Source organism: Faecalispora anaeroviscerum (genome assembly GCF_947568225.1).
Lineage (GTDB): Bacteria > Bacillota > Clostridia > Oscillospirales > Acutalibacteraceae > Faecalispora > Faecalispora anaeroviscerum.
Genome location: NZ_CANOOQ010000001.1, coordinates 2,666,440 through 2,682,852 on the forward strand (window position 1 = coordinate 2,666,440; position 16,413 = coordinate 2,682,852).

At 54.2% G+C, this 16,413-nt stretch carries 13 protein-coding genes; 2 read left to right on the forward strand and 11 right to left on the reverse strand.

All coding sequences use genetic code 11. The features are described 5' to 3' along the window. The first annotated feature begins 34 nt into the window (after positions 1 to 34). A complete protein-coding gene (locus tag QOS46_RS13065; RefSeq protein ID WP_283610382.1) occupies positions 35 to 1,369 on the forward strand; it encodes an acetyl-CoA hydrolase/transferase family protein in 1,335 nt (444 codons plus the stop codon). 214 nt (positions 1,370 to 1,583) lie between these two features. Here QOS46_RS13065 and rpoN read toward each other — a convergent pair whose 3' ends face one another. The 11 genes from rpoN to QOS46_RS13120 form a co-directional block, all read right to left on the reverse strand. Continuing rightward, on the reverse strand, positions 1,584 to 2,930 hold the full coding sequence (rpoN, locus tag QOS46_RS13070; RefSeq protein WP_283610385.1) for an RNA polymerase factor sigma-54: 1,347 nt from the start codon (positions 2,928 to 2,930) through the stop codon (positions 1,584 to 1,586). A 384-nt stretch (positions 2,931 to 3,314) separates the two neighbouring features. Then, a complete protein-coding gene (locus QOS46_RS13075) occupies positions 3,315 to 4,211 on the reverse strand; it encodes a DMT family transporter (protein WP_283610387.1) in 897 nt (298 codons plus the stop codon). Positions 4,212 to 4,253: 42 nt separating this feature from the next. Continuing rightward, positions 4,254 to 5,531 (reverse strand): L-cysteine desulfidase family protein, encoded by a 1,278-nt coding sequence (locus QOS46_RS13080; protein WP_283610388.1) that lies wholly within the window; start codon positions 5,529 to 5,531, stop codon positions 4,254 to 4,256. Between the two features lie 30 nt (positions 5,532 to 5,561). Beyond that, positions 5,562 to 6,521 (reverse strand): ABC transporter ATP-binding protein, encoded by a 960-nt coding sequence (locus QOS46_RS13085; protein WP_283610390.1) that lies wholly within the window; start codon positions 6,519 to 6,521, stop codon positions 5,562 to 5,564. Positions 6,522 to 6,524: 3 nt separating this feature from the next. After that, positions 6,525 to 7,502 carry an ABC transporter ATP-binding protein gene (locus tag QOS46_RS13090; RefSeq protein WP_283610392.1) on the reverse strand — a complete coding sequence of 326 codons (978 nt, stop codon included), beginning with the start codon at positions 7,500 to 7,502 and terminating at the stop codon, positions 6,525 to 6,527. Positions 7,503 to 7,514: 12 nt separating this feature from the next. Further along, positions 7,515 to 8,417 (reverse strand): ABC transporter permease, encoded by a 903-nt coding sequence (locus tag QOS46_RS13095; RefSeq protein WP_283610395.1) that lies wholly within the window; start codon positions 8,415 to 8,417, stop codon positions 7,515 to 7,517. A 14-nt stretch (positions 8,418 to 8,431) separates the two neighbouring features. After that, positions 8,432 to 9,358, reverse strand: a complete 927-nt coding sequence (nikB, locus tag QOS46_RS13100; protein ID WP_283610397.1) for a nickel ABC transporter permease — start codon at positions 9,356 to 9,358, stop codon at positions 8,432 to 8,434. A 174-nt stretch (positions 9,359 to 9,532) separates the two neighbouring features. Then, complete coding sequence (locus QOS46_RS13105; RefSeq protein WP_283610398.1) at positions 9,533 to 11,080, reverse strand: ABC transporter substrate-binding protein; 1,548 nt, start codon at positions 11,078 to 11,080, stop codon at positions 9,533 to 9,535. Between the two features lie 177 nt (positions 11,081 to 11,257). Then, on the reverse strand, positions 11,258 to 12,409 hold the full coding sequence (locus QOS46_RS13110; protein WP_283610400.1) for a M20 family metallopeptidase: 1,152 nt from the start codon (positions 12,407 to 12,409) through the stop codon (positions 11,258 to 11,260). 37 nt (positions 12,410 to 12,446) lie between these two features. Then, positions 12,447 to 13,634, reverse strand: coding sequence for an amidohydrolase family protein (locus QOS46_RS13115; protein ID WP_283610401.1), 1,188 nt, complete (start codon positions 13,632 to 13,634; stop codon positions 12,447 to 12,449). A 41-nt stretch (positions 13,635 to 13,675) separates the two neighbouring features. Next, positions 13,676 to 14,713, reverse strand: coding sequence for a uroporphyrinogen decarboxylase family protein (locus QOS46_RS13120; RefSeq protein WP_283610403.1), 1,038 nt, complete (start codon positions 14,711 to 14,713; stop codon positions 13,676 to 13,678). A gap of 135 nt (positions 14,714 to 14,848) precedes the next feature. Here QOS46_RS13120 and QOS46_RS13125 point away from each other — a divergent pair, with 135 nt between their 5' ends. Further along, entirely contained in the window at positions 14,849 to 15,787 is a 939-nt protein-coding gene (locus QOS46_RS13125) for a LysR family transcriptional regulator (RefSeq protein WP_283610404.1), read from the forward strand. Positions 15,788 to 16,413 lie beyond the last annotated feature (626 nt).

Sequence of the window (16,413 nt, forward strand, 5' to 3'; positions counted from 1 at the left end):
ATTGCGGAGTTTGCCGATTGAAAGGAGCTATCTTATGAAATCATTGGAACAAGAATATCGTGAAAAGCGGATGACCGCCGAACAGGCACTGGAATTGATTCGCGACGGCGACTATATGTTTTCTGCTCAGGCAACAGGGGAGCCCCAGGCCATTCTTGAACGTCTTCAGCACCTGAAAGAGACCGGCGTAAAAAACACCGTTCTGAACACCTGCCTCCCTCTGAAATATTATGAGGCGTTCAAGGACCCTGAAATGCAGGGGATCATGTCCCATAACGGCTGGTTTTTCAGCGCCGGTTTGCGCGACGCCCAGAAGAAAAAGCTGGTGAGCAACTCACCTCAAAGCTCCACCTCCGTTCTGCGTAAAACCCTTGACCGTATCGCTTATGAAGGCCGCCGACCGGTTGTGCTGGCTACCGTATCTCCCATGGACAAGCACGGTTATATGTCCTTGTCTGTCAGCGCCATTTATGAGCGCGACCTCATCAATGGGGGGGCGATTGCCATTGTTGAGGTGAACCCCAATTTTCCCCGTACCTTTGGCGACACACAGGTTCATGTTTCTGAAATAGCGGCAATTGTGGAGTCAGACCGACCCATCCCCATCAGCAACCTGGTGCCCTATACCGAAACGGACGCCGCAATCGGAAAACATATTGCATCTCTGGTGGAGGATGGCTCCACCATTCAGCTGGGCATCGGCAATATTCCAAATGCGGTGGCGGCGGAGCTGAAAACGAAACGGCATTTGGGAATCCATACAGAAATGTTTACAGAAACGATGATAGATCTGATTGAGTGCGGCGCGGTGGATAATTCGCAGAAGGGTTTGCTGAATGGATATTCGGTTTGCTCCTTTACACTGGGCAGCAAGCGGCTGTATGATTACATCGACAACAATCCTTCTGTTCTGTTCAAATCCTGCACATTCACCAATGACCCGTATACCATTGGACGAAACAACAAATTTGTTTCCGTGAACGCTACGCTGGAGGTTGACCTGACCGGCCAATGCGCGTCTGAAACCGTTGGCCATACCCAGTGGTCCGGCACCGGCGGACAATCAGAAACGGTGCAGGGTGCCCAGATGTCCCCCGGAGGAAAGTCGATTATTGCCATGCACTCCACCTATACCACAACGGATGCCACCGGCAAAAAGCAACTTCACTCCAAGATCGTGCCGTTTTTGCAGGAGGGCGCGGTCGTCACTACGTCCCGAAACGACACGGACTATGTGGTGACCGAATACGGGATTGCCTGGCTGCGCGGGTTAAATGTAAGCCGGCGCGTAGAGGCCTTGATCAACATTGCACACCCGGATTTTCGCGATGAGCTGCGTCAGCAGGCGGAAAAGTACATGATTTGGTAATTTGACTGATACCAAGGAACGACAGGAGCGCCGACGGAGTCGGCTTACGGGTGCAAAGAGAACATAGCGGTCCATAATGAAAAGCCTCCCGCAAAGCATCAGCTTTGCGGGAGGCTTTTCCCTGCTACGGGCGCAGCCTGCGGCAGGGAACGGTAACAAATTGTCTGAACGGGTAGAGGCAAAACCGCCGGCAGACAAATTTGCACCGGAAGGCTCAGGAAAAATACCGACGTTGATCGGAATTGGGAATCCCCATTTCACCGCGGTATTTTGCAATCGTTCTGCGGGAAATTTGAATCCCTCGTTTTTCCAGTTCGGCAACCAGAGTAAGATCGCTGTATGGGGCAGATTTATCCTCACCCGCGATCAAATCCCGAATTTGCTCCCGAACAGCATCCAGAGAAGACCCACCGGCTTTTTTCTGTTCGCTGCCGCCTGTGACGAACAAATCCTTCATTCGGACGGAGCCGTACTGGAATTGCAGATATTTTCCCCGGATGGCACGGCTGACAGTCGATGGGTGAATCTGCAGCGCCTCGGCTACCTGCTGCATCGTCATGGAGGTTAGACCGCCCTGATTTAGAAAATAGGGCTGCTGTCGGGCAAGAATCTCTTTGGTGATGCTGAGAATCGTAGTACGGCGCTGCTCCACACAGCGGAGCAGAAACCGGGCGCGTTCCAAGTGATTGCGGAAATACGAGTTTAGCTCGCTGTCGGCGGAGCTCTTCATCATGCGGATATAATACTCGTTCAGCTGATACCGGCCCATCCATTTGTCGTTGATGGCAATACCCCATTCCTCGTTTTTGCGCGTAACCAGAATATCCGGAACAATATATTCCGTCTGCGTTTCCTGCGCGTTCATAATGGGGCGCGGATTCAGCTTGCCGATCTGCAGAAGGTATTTGCGCACGGCGGCGGTGCTCAAATGCAAAGAGCGCGACACATTGCTGATCTGCCCTTTTAAAATATCGGGAAGGTGATCCCGTATGATCGTCAGCATAATCGGGTCCTCGCAGCCCTGGTGCTCGAGCTGCCTGAGAAGACACTCTGAAAGATCCTTTGAGAAAATGCCGATCGGTTCGAGCTGCTTTAAGGTTTCCAGACATCGCTGCACCATTGATTCCGGGCAGCGGGCCAAGAGCGCGATTTCGCCTGTGTCCCACGGGAAAAAACCGGAGTCGTCGAGACAGTCGATCAGCAAGGGGAACAACCGCCACTCCTCGACGGAATAGCGGTCGCGGCTCAGCTGCATCAAGAGTTCTTTTTTTAAAACATCGGCAGGTACGGAAGGAATATCGTTCTTGCGTTCCTCGTCTTCATCCTCCCCATAGGGCGTGCCTTGTGGGAAGGAAGAGCTGGTTTCGTAGAGTGTATCAATATTGGTAATAAAATCATCCCGCTGGGGGCCGGTGTGCTCCAGCATTGGATTTTCCGCGTATTCGTCTGCCAGCAGATCATCCAGCTCCTGATTGTTGCAGGTCAGAATCTGCAGCGACTGCAATTGCTTTTGTGACAGAATCTGCCGCTGTTCCAGCGTGAGCTCATTGCCAAAGTCCATACATCGCTCCCCCTTTCTATCTCTTATACGAATTTTCACAAAACAGTAGAAATGAAATTCCGGTTTCTCCTGTTTCAAAAGAAAACAGTATGAATGCGACAAAAATCGACGCAATATTCTTTTAATTTTGCAATTTTATTATACCGTAGTTTAGCCGGAAGTCAAATAGGTTTGAAAGTAAAAAGTTACCATCCGGCTGTTTTGAGTGAAAAAAAGCACTTGTGAGAAAAATAACGACCGTATTTTGCAGGGCCGGCACATTTTGTATGCGTTTTATGGTAACGCTGCTTGAAATAAAAAGAAAAACGGCAGGGAAGCCAGTTGAAGGGTTTCCCTGCCGTTCGTTGTTTGATCATAGAGTTTCGTCCGGCACAGTCAAACAGATCATCCGTCAGCGCTCGATCCTTTTTTTGGATGCTCCTTATACAGGAACAGGACGATGGAGGCGGCGACGACCAACAGGCCGCCCAAAATGGTTCGAAGCGACGGAACTTCCTGCAGAAAGATCAGGCCCAGCAGAGCGTTGATCAGAATCGCGGCCTGGCTGTAAATACTGATTTCTCCCGCGGGCGCCATAAGGTACGCGCAGGTCATGGTAACCTGCCCGATGGCCGCGAATACACCGATCATCAGCAGGCAGAACAAATCTGCCGGGGAGGGAACGACAAAGCTCGGGATCATCAGGGCGCCGCCCGCGAGTGTGCTGAACAGACAGAAATTTAGAACGATCGTCAGCGGGTGGACTCGGCCTGCAAAATAAGACAGCAGGGCATAGGCAACGCTGCTGCTCAGCGCGCTCCCGAGAGCGGCCAGCAGAGGCAGCGCGGAGGAATCAAACGTCGGGTTCACCGCAATAAAAGCGCCGAGAAACGCTGTGAGCATCACAGCCAGCTGCACCTTCGTGATCTTTTCCTTTAAAAAAATTACCGAAGCCGCTGTCGTTGCGAACACGTCAGTTTTTGTAACGATCGTCACATCGGCCTGCGTGGCGTTCCGCAGCGCATAGAACAGAAAAACGACACCCAAAAACCCGAACAAGGAGCGGAAAAAAAGGTGGGGCCAGTATTCCTGTTCTCCCCAGAATGGGACGTGCTGCTGCGTGGTCATCCAGCCGACGACAATCAGGCAGACCAGATTGCGAAAAAAGGTCTGTTCCATGACGGGAACCTGGCGGCTGGTCAGCGATACAAAAATCTGCATCAGCCCGAACCCGAGCGTGGAGACAAGAATCAGACAAACGCCCGCCTGATGTTTGCTGTGAAAGAGTTTGAGTAGAGGCATGATTGGCTCCTGTTCCCGTTTTAAAGTGATCGAAAGCGCAGCTTAGTTTCCAAGCATCATGTTCAGAATCTCCACGTCTGTGGAGCGCATGCCTTCCCGTCCCATCCGGCCAACATTGGCGATCGTGTCCTCCACATTCTCTTCCACCAAACCCTCGCCGGGCTGAAATACCCGCTGCTTGCTTGCCATTTGCCACCCGGTGAGCGCCGCCGTAACTGACGCCGCGATTTTTGCCGCGCAGCTGGATTTTGCTCCGTCGCAGACGATGCCGCCGGCGGTGCAAATTGTGTTGGTGATGGTCTGACTGATTTCGTCGTAGCCGGCGCCGTTCATATAGGCGATCCCGCAGGCTGCCCCGGCCGCGGCACTCACGGCGCCGCAATAGGCCGAGAGACTGCCGATATACTTTTTCTGATGAATACTGACAAGATTCGCAACACACAGGGCGGAGTACATTTTTTCCTTCGGAATCTTGTATCGCTTGGCGTAGGCCACAACCGGCATGGTGATCGTGATTCCCTGATTGCCGCTGCCGCTGTTGATTACCACCGGCAGGGAGCAGCCACTCATGCGGGCGTCGCTTCCGGCGGCGGCCGCTGCTGCGGCGATCACCTTAATGTCTTCTTCCCGGCTGTTTTCCACGAGTGTGCGCCCAACCTGAGCGCCCCACGGGTCTTTAAGGCCTTCTTCGGAAATAGCGGTATTGTAGGCGATCTGCCGCCCGATGGTTTCTTCAATATCTTCCATTTTAACACAATCCGCAAATTCGAGGATATTTTTTAAATTCAGAAGAGCTTTCTCTCCCTTTTTCACATCAGCGGCCTCGCCCTGCTCTTCCTTGGAATACAGCACAACGCCGTCCTTCACTACTTTTGTAATGTTGTTGTGGTAGTCTTTAATTTCTACCTCCGCGCTGTGCTCCTCTGCGCTTACCAGGATGGAAATATAAAGGTTTTCCACTCCCTCTGCCAGCTCGCAGGTGCAAAAGCCCTGTGCCAGCAAACGGTGCACCGTTTCCACATCCTCGTCTGTCACGCTCTCCAGAACCGCCAGCTCCTGCGCGGCGTCGCCGCCCACAATGCCGAGGGCCGCGGCCGCGTCCATGCCCCGCATTCCCTTCGACTTCGGCACGACAACGCCCTTTACGTTCTTGATGATATTTCCGCTGCACCGCACCAGACAGTGCTCCGGCATCCGGCCGAGCGTTTCCCGGGCCTTGGCGCCGGCAAAGGCGATGGCGATTGGCTCGGTGCAGCCCAGCGCGACAATCAGCTCACTTTTCAGAATGGCAAGGTGATTTTGATACAGTTTCTGATCCATAGGTGTTCCTCCTTTCCAGTGATGTACGGGTCACTGCTGGCACAAACAGCAGGCCACGTAATGCTCGCCGCCCAAATTTCTCAACTCCGGCACGCCCTCGGCGCAGCGGCCGCAGGCATAGGGGCAGCGGGGGGCAAAGCGGCACGATTGCGGCGGGTCAATCGGGGAAGAAATTTCGCCCGTCAGCGGCTGCACCTCGGTGCGCCTTTTCAGGCTCGGCACCGGGATGGCCGCCAGCAGCGCCTTGGTGTAGGGGTGCTGCGGGTGCTCGAACAGCTCGACCGCGGGTGCCTTTTCCACCACCTGCCCCAGATACATCACTGCGATTTCGTCCGCCAGGTGGTTGACGACCGAAAGGTTATGGGTAATAAAAATATACGTCAGGTGCATCTGTTCCTGTAAATCCTGCATCAGGTTCAGAATCTGCGCCTGAATGGAAACGTCCAGAGCCGAAACCGGCTCGTCACAGACGATGAAGCTGGGCTGCAGAACAAGAGCGCGGGCAATTCCCACACGCTGCCGCCGTCCGCCGTCGAGTTCATGGGGATAGCTGTTGACCAGGCGCTCCGCCAGGCCGACGGTTTCCATGATGCGCTCCACCTGTCCCTCGCAGTCTGCCGAGCCGGAACAGAGCTTGTGCAGCCGGAGCGGCTCCGCGATGATGTCGCTGATCGTCATGCGCGGATTCAGCGAGGAGTAAGGGTCCTGAAAGATGATCTGCATTTTCTGGCGCATCTTACGCATTTCGTCTTTGCTCAGCCCCAGTATGTCGCGGCCCTCAAAGAGCACCTCGCCCGCGGTGGGCTCAAGCAGCCGCAGAATCGCGCGCCCGGTGGTGGATTTTCCGCAGCCGCTTTCGCCCACAACGCCGAGCGTTTTGCCGCGTTGAATGCTGAAGGATACGTCGTCCACCGCATGCAGCATGCCCTTTGGAGTTTTAAAGTATTTCTTCAGGTTACGCACCTCAAGAATCGGACGTTCTTCTGCCATGCTTTATTCCTCCTTCTGGCGCAGAATGCAGTAAACATAATGCGTGTCGCTCAGCTGTGTTTTGGCGGGCAGGGCCTTGCTGCACTCCTCCACCGCGTAGCTGCAGCGAGGAGCAAAGGGACACCCGGGCGGCAGATCGGTCGGGTCGGGCATCAGGCCGGGGATCGGGATCAAACGGTGCGCACGGGCGTCAATGTTCGGAATGGAGTGGAACAATCCCTCCGTATATGGGTGCGCTGTGTGCTCATAAATATCCTCCAGCGTGCCGTGCTCCACCACCCGGCCGGCATAGACCACAGAAACCTCGTCGCAGACCTCGGCCACAATGCCCAGATCGTGCGTGATCATCAGCATCGACATGTCGTACTTGGCTTTCAGCTCCTTCATCAGCTTCAAAACCTGGGCCTGAATGGTCACATCCAGCGCCGTGGTGGGCTCATCGGCAATCAACAGCTTCGGGTTGCACGCCAGCGCCATGGCGATGACGACGCGCTGCTTCATCCCGCCGGAAAACTGGTGGGGATAGTCGCGCCCGCGGGAAGCGGGGATGCCGACCAGCTCAAGCATTTCGCCCGCCTTTTTCGCGGCCTCCTGCCGGCTGATGTGCTCATGAAGAATATAAACTTCCGCGATCTGTTCGCCTACGGGCAGCACCGGGTTCAGGCTGGTCATCGGGTCCTGAAAGATCATGCTGACAAGGCTGCCGCGCATTTTCTCCAGCTGGTGTTTGCTTGCGGACAGAATATCCTCGCCGTCGAGCGTGATGCTCCCGTTTGTGATAATGCCGGGCGGGTCCGGAATCAGGCGCAGGATGGAGAGTGCGGTGGTCGTTTTGCCGGCGCCGGTTTCACCAACCAGGCCGAGCGTTTTGCCGCGTTCAATCTGAAGGCTCATCTCGTTTACCGCCTTCACAACGCCGTCGTCGGTGCGGAACTCAACGCTCAGATTCTGAATATCCAGTAATGTGTTGTTATTGTTCATGACAATACCTCTTTAACGTTTGAGCTTCGGATCCAGTGCGTCGCGCAGGCCGTCACCTAGAAGGTTCAGCGCCAGGATCGTGATCATAATTAGCAGGCCGGGGATAATGACAATATGGGGCGCGTCGCGGATATAGGCACGTCCGCTGGCCAGCATGGCGCCCCATTCGGGGGCGGGCGCCTGAATGCCGAGGGAAATAAAGCTCAGCGAAGCGGTGGAGAGAATCGCGGTCGCCACGCGCAGTGTTGCCTGAACAATGATGGGGGAAAGACAGTTCGGCATAATGTGGCGGAGAATGATGTGGTTGTTTTTCGCGCCGATGGCTCTCGCGGCCTCCACAAACTCCTGGTCCTTCACGCTCAGGACGGAGGCGCGCACGATTCGTGCGAACGTAGGCATACTGGCTAGGCCGATGGCGATCATCAGGTTGGTCATGCTCGAGCCCATCGCGGCTACAATCATGATGGCCAGCAGCAGAATCGGGATCGACAGGAAAATATCCATGATCCGCATGATGACGTTGTCAACTGTGCCGCCAAAGTAACCGGCGATCGCTCCGAGCGTTCCGCCCGTGATCAATGCAATGCAGACGGCGACAACGCCGACCAGAAGGCTGATTCTGGCGCCGTGCACCAGTCGTGCGAAGATGTCGCGCCCGAACTCATCAGTTCCGGCCCAGTGCTCGGCGCTGGGGCCCTGCAGGCGCTCGACAACATTCTGCTTGATGGCTATGGTATTGTAGTCGGCAATCTGGCTCGCGAAAAGTGCGACAACAATTAAAATGGAAACGATCACAAGACCGACCATCGCCAGCTTGTTGCGCCGCATTCTGCGCCAGATTTCTGTCATCTGGCTGCGCTTGCGCTTTCTGGACTGCTCTTTTTCGGCGGCAGCCGCGGCAGTGGATTCTTTCATGCTCAGCCCTCCTTTCAGCGGTACTGGGATTTGATCCGGGGATCAATATATGCGTACAGAATATCGACGAACAGATTCACAAGACTGAACACGATGGCAAAGGTGATCAGACACCCCAGCACGACGGGCTCGTCTTTTTTATTGATGGAATTGATCATCAGCATGCCGACGCCTGGCAGCGAGAACACGGTTTCATTGACCACCGCGCCGCCCAGCAGCGTGCCGATCTGCAAACCGATGACTGTGATGACGGGAATCAGCGCGTTGCGCAGGGCGTGGTGAAGGATCACCCGTTTTTCGTTTGCGCCCTTCGCGCGCACGGTGCGGATGTAGTCCTGCCGGATCACCTCGAGCATGCTCGAGCGCGTAGTGCGCATAAAGTTCGCTGTCGCGCCCACGCCCAGGGTAACCGCGGGCAGTATGTAACCCTGCCACGAGGTTACGCCTCCACTGGGCAGCCAGCCCAGCTGCAGGGCGAATACCAGAATCAGCATCAGGCCCAGCCAGAAGTTTGGCATCGCTACGCCCGTCAAAGCCAGCAGGGTGCTGATATTATCCAATACGGAATACTGTTTTGTCGCCGAGATAATTCCCAGCGGTATTCCGATCAGCACAGCCACCAGAACACCGGCAAATGCCAGGGTGAAGGTGGTGGGCATGCGGGAAAGAATCTCTGAAAATACAGGCTTGCCGGTGGTGTAGCTGTTGCCCATGTCGCCGTGCAGCATGCCGGCCATATAGTCCACATACTGCTGCAATACCGGTTTGTTCAGCCCTAGCTCCTCCCGAATCTGCATGACGGTTGCTTCGTCCGCTTCCGATCCGGCTACAACACGTGCGGGGTCACCCGGAGTCATTTTTAAAACCATGAAAACCATAAGCGATACACCGATGACAACAGGGATCATCATCAGGATGCGCTTGAAAATATACTTATGCACGGCACTCCCTCACTTTTGTTTTGATCCATATGTGTGTTTTGGCTGATGCGGCTTTTGGCTCCGCAAAATCGCACAGCGCCCGATTTCCAAGCAGGCGCTGCCGGCAAGCAGACTTGCAGCAGCGCCCCACTCGGACTCTTGCTATTTCAACAGGACTTCTCAGGGGGAAAGTCCTTACTCATAGGAAAGCTGATCAAACACATCGTTGCCCAGCGGGTGCGGGGTGTAGCCAGAAAGACCGCTGCGAATGCCAACCAGATTCGGCACGCAGTAGAGCGGAACCCAAACTGCCTTTTCGGTCAGTGTTTTCTGGAGCTCCGCATAAATCTTCAGCCTTGCTTCGGAGTTTGTCTCCGTACGGGCGGCCTCCAGCTTCTGGTCTACTTCGGGGATATTCGTAAACGAACGGTTGCCCGAGGAAGCAGGAACCTTGGAGTTGAACAGCATGTACAGGCTGGTGTCGGGGTCGCCTGTGGTGTTGTTGTAGCTCATGATAAACATTTTGTAGTCGCCGTTGTTGATCTGCTCAAGCATGGCGGTGGATTCTGCCATGCTGATGGTAACGGTGATCCCCACTTCGGCTAGGTTTGCCTGAATCAGCTGGGCCTCGGTGTTGCGGGTATCGCCGGAAACAAGGATGGTGGTTTCAAAGCCTTTTTCGTAGCCGGCCTGTTTAAGCAGTTCCTTGGCTTTTGCCGGATTGTAGTCGTAATGGGTAACATCGTCGGTATAGCCGTTGATTTGCTTGTTCATAACGGAGTCAGTCACCTCACCGTAGCCGGCAGTTGCAACTGTATTGAGGGATTTGCGGTCAATCGCGTAGTTGATCGCCTGACGGACCAGGGAGTTGTCAAAGGGCTTTTCCTTCTGGTTAAAGGAAACATATTCAATCTTGGGGCTCATGCTGTTGACAAGTTTCGCACTGTCTTCCTTGCTGATTCTGGTAGCATCGGAAGCTGCCACATTCAGGTTCAGGTCAACTTCGCCGGTTTCCAGTGCGATGGTGCGGGCGGAACCCTCGCTCATCAGCTTAAAGGTGAGAGAGGTGGGTTTTACCGTGCCGCCGAAATAATCTGCGTTTTTCTCCAAAACAATCTTATCGCCGGAATCCCATTTTACAAACTTGAACGGGCCAGTGCCGACCGGAGAAGCGGAGAACTTATCCCCGGCTGCTTCCGCCGCCTTCTGGCTTACAATGGAATTGGCCGTATGACACAGGTTAGACATCAGCGGGGCATAGGGAATGCTCGTTTTGATGGTAACTGTGTAATCATCGTTCGCAGTAACAGAGGCAATGTTAGCTGTAAAGGACTTTACTTTGGCACTTTTCTGCGCACGTTCAATGCTGTAAACCACATCGCTGGCCTTCATTTCGTCGCCATTGTGGAACTTGACGCCGTGCTTCAGCTGAAAGGTAACGGAGGTATCAGAGGTGGATTTCCAGCTTTCCGCCAGATCGCCCACGATCTCCATTTTGTCGTTCAGTTTTACAAGGCCGTTATACAGCTGACGCATAACATACAGGGAATTGCCGTCCCAGCCGCCCTGAGGATCAAGCGTGACCGCTTCGGCGGCTGTTGCGATGATCAGATCTGTTTTTCCTTTGCTGGATTCCGATGCGGTGGCCGCGCCGGACGCCCCGCTTGCGGTGGAGGAGCTGCCGCAGGCGGTGGTGCCGAGGAGCATCACACAGGTTAAGAGCATGGCTAAAATCCGTTTCATAACATTTCTCCTTTTTCTTTTCTTGCTAATATCATAATTCACCTTAAAAAGCCTACCGATTTCCTTCCCTGCCGAAGGCGGGGAGGAAAATTTCCGCTTTTATGGCAGGTTTTCTAGGCGAATAGACTGTATTGCATGCTGCCGCACAGCGACAGGAAGGATGGGGAAATTGGGAGGCTACTGCATACTGTTCAAAACCTGCTGATCGGTAATCAGACCGATGGCGGTGAGCACCATGGCCTTGACCGCCTTGATCACGTAGATATTCCCCGGCACGCCGCCCGCGGCCTCCCGGAATGCGGCGGTGTGGGTGTTTTCCTTGGCCAGGAACAAATGCCCGTGAATCGCCGGCAGGCGCTGGGTGACGTTGCCCATATCCGTGCTGCCGATTCCGTGGTCGCGGTAGCGCGGGATGACGGTTTCGCCCAGGTGCCCAAATGCGGCCGCCATATGCTTTTCGAGCGTTTTGTTATTTTGCACTGGCTCGTAGGCAAAGGTTTTTTCGGATTCTACCGTTACGCCAAACGCTTTTGCGGCACACTCGGCACAGTTTTCCACAATAGCGATCAGCTCCTGATGATAATTGACGTCGTCGCTGCGTACATTATACTTCAATTCTGCAAAATCCGGTATCACATTAGTCGCTTCTCCGCCATGGGTAATATTGGGAAATACCCGGCTGTAATCGCGGAACTGGCTTCGCCAGGCGTTAACCATGTTCACCGTTTCCATGGCGGCGGCCAGCGCGTTCGCGCCGAGCCACGGGCTGGCGGCACAGTGGGCGCTGCGCCCGTGAAAACGGAAGGTGATCGTCTGCCCGGCCAGAGACCAATCCTCCACCATGGTGGAGTCACAGGGGTGAATCATCATGGCGTAGTCGATGCCGTCGAACATCCCGGCGTCGAGCATCTTAATCTTGCCGCCACCGCCTTCTTCCGCGGGCGTGCCGAGGAAAATGCTATTTGCGGGCAGATCGCACTGGCATACCAGCTCATCGAACACGATGGCCGCCCAAACGCCGGAGGCCGCGATCAGATTGTGGCCGCAGGCGTGCCCGTTCGGCAAGGCGTCGAATTCCGAAATAAACGCAATGTTCAGTGTATCGCTCCGCGGCTTATGCTCCGCCCGGATGGCCGTTTGCAGTTCCCCGGTTCCGCGAACCGATGAAAAGCCATGTGCCTTTATAGTGTCCTCTAGAAGCCTCGCGGATTGGAACTCCTGAAACGCCAATTCCGGATTTTCAAATATAGTATGGCTGATCGTAAGTATTTCGGGGGCCAGCTCGTCCACTCGCTGCTCGGCCCGTCTGATCAGGTCTTCCTGCATCATTGCTGTTTCTTCCTTCCTCCGGATTTGCATGTAACGGTTACTTGCAGGGGATTCCGTCCTTCCAGGTCTGTGTCACATGGGCGAGGCCATCCAGACTTTTTGTCAGGTCGCCGTCAAACGCCGCGATATTTGCAATGCGTCCAACCTCCAGAAGACCCATGTCGTCGCGCTTCGCGATCTTTGCGTTCGTACCGGTCGCGCGGCCGATTGCCTCGACCGAGCCTTCACCGAGTGTATCCGCGATCATGGCAATTTCGTCACGGAGCGTGCCGGCGGTGTCGGTGCCCGCGCCGATCAGAATGCCTGCCGCCTTGGCCCAGCGCATGCCCTGTTCTTGCTTGCTGAACACGCGCTCTTGGAGCATATCCCAGTATTTTGCGTTGGGGCCGGCCTTTGCCGCCCCACGGATTCCCGTCATGGTTGGGTTCAGGTGGGTTCTGCGCTTGGCCATCTCTTCAATCAGGTCCTCGCTCATCATGCAGCCGTGTTCAATATGGTCGATTCCGGCGAACACTGCGCGGCGGATTCCCTCGTTGGAATAGGCGTGGATCGCGCAGTCCCGACCCAGATCGTGCGCAGCATCGGCGCCGGCGCGGAGTTCCTCGAGTGTGAACTGCGGAATGCTGGGGTCCTCCTCCGGAAAATGCTCCAGCCCCCCACTGCCCATAAATTTAATAATATCGGCGCCCTTGTTGCACTGGATGCGCACGGCGCGGCGTACCGCATCAGGGCCGTCGCATTCCATGCTCTGGCGGTAACAATGGCCGCCGGTAATGCTCAGGGACATGCCGCATGTGCTGATATATGGCCCCATGACAAGCCCTTCGTTGATCGCCTGCCGCAGATTGATGCAGGTGTAGCCGGTCAGGCCCTGGTCGCGCACATAGGTAATGCCTTCGTCTTTGAGGTAGCTGAGCATGTTGACGTAGCTGTGCAGAATCAGGTAAGGCTGATCGTTGGCCATTAGCTTGGTGGCGCATTCGCCGAAGGTTTTGCCGGGTGTTGGGAAACGTAGCGATTTGCGGCTGATATGGTCGTGAATGTTCATCAGGCCGGGGGTCAGGGTGACGGAGGCGTCAAATTCCTCGGTGTTTTCCGGTGTGGCGTCGCCGGGCTTTTGAGAATCTACGTAGGTGATGAATTTTCCGTCAAAGCCGATCCATGCGGGGCTCAAGACTGTTTTTCCGTCGCCGGTGATCGCTCTGCTGGCGTGAAGATAGGTCATCTGAAATCACAATCCTCTCTTTAACTTTTGCTGTGCGCCGCTCAGCGCAGAGATTCTTCTACGGTGGCGCGGAATACGCGCAGCTCGTCATCCTGAGTGTGTACGGAAACAGAACAGTCCGGTGCCAGCAGGAACGGCTGATCCTTCATTTTCTGCAGGGTGGTTCGGGCAAGCTGACCGATCTCTTCGGCCTTGTTCTGGCCAAAGGGACGTTCGTCCACGCCGCCCATCGCAATTTTGCCGTTCAGCCACGATTTGCTTCCCGCAATCGGCGGGCAGCCGGTTGCGCTGGAGGCCCAGTGGATCATGTCGATCGGCCATGAGGTAAAGCGTTCCGGGTTGCCTTGAATCCCGCAGGTGTGAATGATGATCTGAGAACCTTTCAGGGCATCCAGAACCATCAGATCATACGGCTCGACGAATTCTTTCCACTCTTCCATTGTAAAATAACCGGTACGCGCCATGCCAAGGCATGCAAAGAATACGCCGTCAATCCCGGTGGTAATCAGCTTTGAGCAGTAATCTGCCATCGTTTCCGCTATATTTTTCAGCGCACGCTTCACCTCATCGGGGTGATCAAGGCACAGCTCAATGAGAGGACTTTCCTCTCTGGGGGAGGGACGGTAGCGTCCGACACTACGCATGCCGCATAGGTTCAGAAGAATGCCGATCGGTGTAAACGCCGATTGGATGATGGGTACATCACCGCCGCTGTCCTGCACGATCATCCGGCACATATCCAGCTGCTCCGCAAATACGCCCTGATCCCCCGGTAGTACCAGAACCTTTTCCAGGTCGCGGTAATCGTGAATCAGCGTTTTGGTACGCGTGGGAACCACGTCGTTGTAGTGGTCGTAGTCGTACTCGTTTCCCCACGCCTCATAGTAGTAAACAGCACGGGGGTTAATCTTCATCACATCCCAGTCGTATTCCCGCTGGAACTCGAGCAGCTTATCCGCCATTACGCGCGGCCCGCTGTGTTCAAATTCTGTGTGATGACGGTATGCGGTAACCGGTACACGGTCAGCCAGTTCCCCGTTCATCACAGCACGAAAACGATCGCGTTTCGTCCAAGCCATTGATTAAACAACCTTTCTTTCTCCAAAATTTTATCTGCATTCAATCGCCCGGTGCCGCCGACCCGGGCGGAGGCATTGGGTTGTCAAACGTGCTGAGGTTATGCTAAAATACAACAATAAAAAGGAGGGAGCACTGTGATCAGCTTTTTACAGCTTCGCTATTTCATGGTGGTTGCCGATTCCCGCAGTTTTTCTTCTGCGGCAAAGCAGCTTTACATTTCGCAACAGACCCTGAGTGCCCACATTGCGCAGATGGAAGCGGATCTGGGCGTGATTCTGTTCGAACGCACGCGTCCGCTTACGCTGACGGCGGCTGGGGAACAGCTGTATAAACGCACGGATGAGCTTTTGTTTCTGCACCGCCAGCTCGAACAGGAAATGTGGAATTTCTCTGAAGGGGAGTGCCAGAACCTGCGTATCGGGATCGCATCCTCCTATGCTCGAACCCTGCTGCCGCAAATCTTCCCGGATTTGATGAAAAAGTGTCCTTATGTAAAGCTGGAGCTTTACGAGAGAAATTTTTCAGATTTAAGTGAACTGCTGCAAAAGCACAAGGTCGATATGATCATGACGCGGCCACCGTACCCAAATAATACAGTGGTGGTACCCGTGCTAGAAGAAACGATCAGCATTTATGCGCCGATGACCTCTTTAGAGAATGTATTTCACGACGATGCGCAGGAGGTTGCGCTTGCACTTTCCCGCTCTGCGGAGATCGAGCTTCTGAAGGAATGTCCTTTCATTCTCCCGCGAACGGGCAGTGTTCGTGACTCTTGCAACGAGCTGTTCCGGATCCATCAGATCAGCCCCCGTATTGTGACGGAAACAGATTTTTTGGAGACGGCCATCGCCTTTTGCCGGGCTGGTATGGGAATCACCCTGTCGCCTACGGGGATGCTGCAGGATCTGACGCGGCAAACCTCCGCAGAAGAATTGCTGGGGATTTACCCCATCAACGAGAGAGACACCCGCCGCAGTCTGGCCATCTGCTATTTGGACCGTGCGGTTGTTTCACGCTCCATGCAGCAGTTCATTTCTGTCACGAAAACGAAGCTCGGCCAACGCATTTTTTAACAAATCAGAGAGCGGCAGACAAAGAGATTGCTGGTTCAGCCAACGCCTTTGTTTGCCGCTGTTGTTTGATCTGAACTGCGCGGAGTTGGCTAAATTGGAACAAGTTCCAATTTCTGAGTCCCATTCTATCAGATAAAACAAGGAAATCAAGCAGTTTTTGCCTTGATATTCACAGGCATATACTTGTAATTTCCGGCATTTCTCCCCAAAATGAAAATTTTTGGGGAAAATTCGGAGTTCCGGGTCGCTTCGGCCTGCAGAAGAGCCTAGGAGCGATAATCGATGCGGATTTTGTGCGGAAAACTTCCTTGCGGGTTTCCTTTGGGAGAAAGCGGCGACTGTCCTAAAGCTGAAAAGAAAGATTTTTAAAAAGGCTTTGACTTTTATTCATTTTAATCATATATGAATTTATTATTTAATACAGTACTACGTTTTTAAAATGATGTCAAGGAAGGCCTTCTCCAATTTTTAAATGTAAAGCAAAAAAAGAATATGCTGTTTTTGCATGTAAAATGAAAATTCAGTATGCAACAGAGAATGCCCGCTGCATACATTCCAAATATCTGGGCGAAGGGGGGGCAGTGTTGCTTGTGGGGAAAAACAGTACCAGTCTGTGTTTGGATGGG

Bases quoted from the DNA above. Each gene is read 5' to 3' on its own strand.
- QOS46_RS13090 (WP_283610392.1), bottom strand. From the start codon at position 7,502: ATGAACAATAACAACACATTACTGGATATTCAGAATCTGAGCGTTGAG.
- QOS46_RS13085 (WP_283610390.1), bottom strand. From the start codon at position 6,521: ATGGCAGAAGAACGTCCGATTCTTGAGGTGCGTAACCTGAAGAAATAC.
- QOS46_RS13065 (WP_283610382.1), top strand. From the start codon at position 35: ATGAAATCATTGGAACAAGAATATCGTGAAAAGCGGATGACCGCCGAA.
- QOS46_RS13115 (WP_283610401.1), bottom strand. From the start codon at position 13,634: ATGACCTATCTTCACGCCAGCAGAGCGATCACCGGCGACGGAAAAACA.
- rpoN (WP_283610385.1), bottom strand. From the start codon at position 2,930: ATGGACTTTGGCAATGAGCTCACGCTGGAACAGCGGCAGATTCTGTCA.
- QOS46_RS13095 (WP_283610395.1), bottom strand. From the start codon at position 8,417: ATGAAAGAATCCACTGCCGCGGCTGCCGCCGAAAAAGAGCAGTCCAGA.
- QOS46_RS13080 (WP_283610388.1), bottom strand. From the start codon at position 5,531: ATGGATCAGAAACTGTATCAAAATCACCTTGCCATTCTGAAAAGTGAG.
- QOS46_RS13110 (WP_283610400.1), bottom strand. From the start codon at position 12,409: ATGATGCAGGAAGACCTGATCAGACGGGCCGAGCAGCGAGTGGACGAG.
- QOS46_RS13105 (WP_283610398.1), bottom strand. From the start codon at position 11,080: ATGAAACGGATTTTAGCCATGCTCTTAACCTGTGTGATGCTCCTCGGC.
- QOS46_RS13120 (WP_283610403.1), bottom strand. From the start codon at position 14,713: ATGGCTTGGACGAAACGCGATCGTTTTCGTGCTGTGATGAACGGGGAA.
- QOS46_RS13075 (WP_283610387.1), bottom strand. From the start codon at position 4,211: ATGCCTCTACTCAAACTCTTTCACAGCAAACATCAGGCGGGCGTTTGT.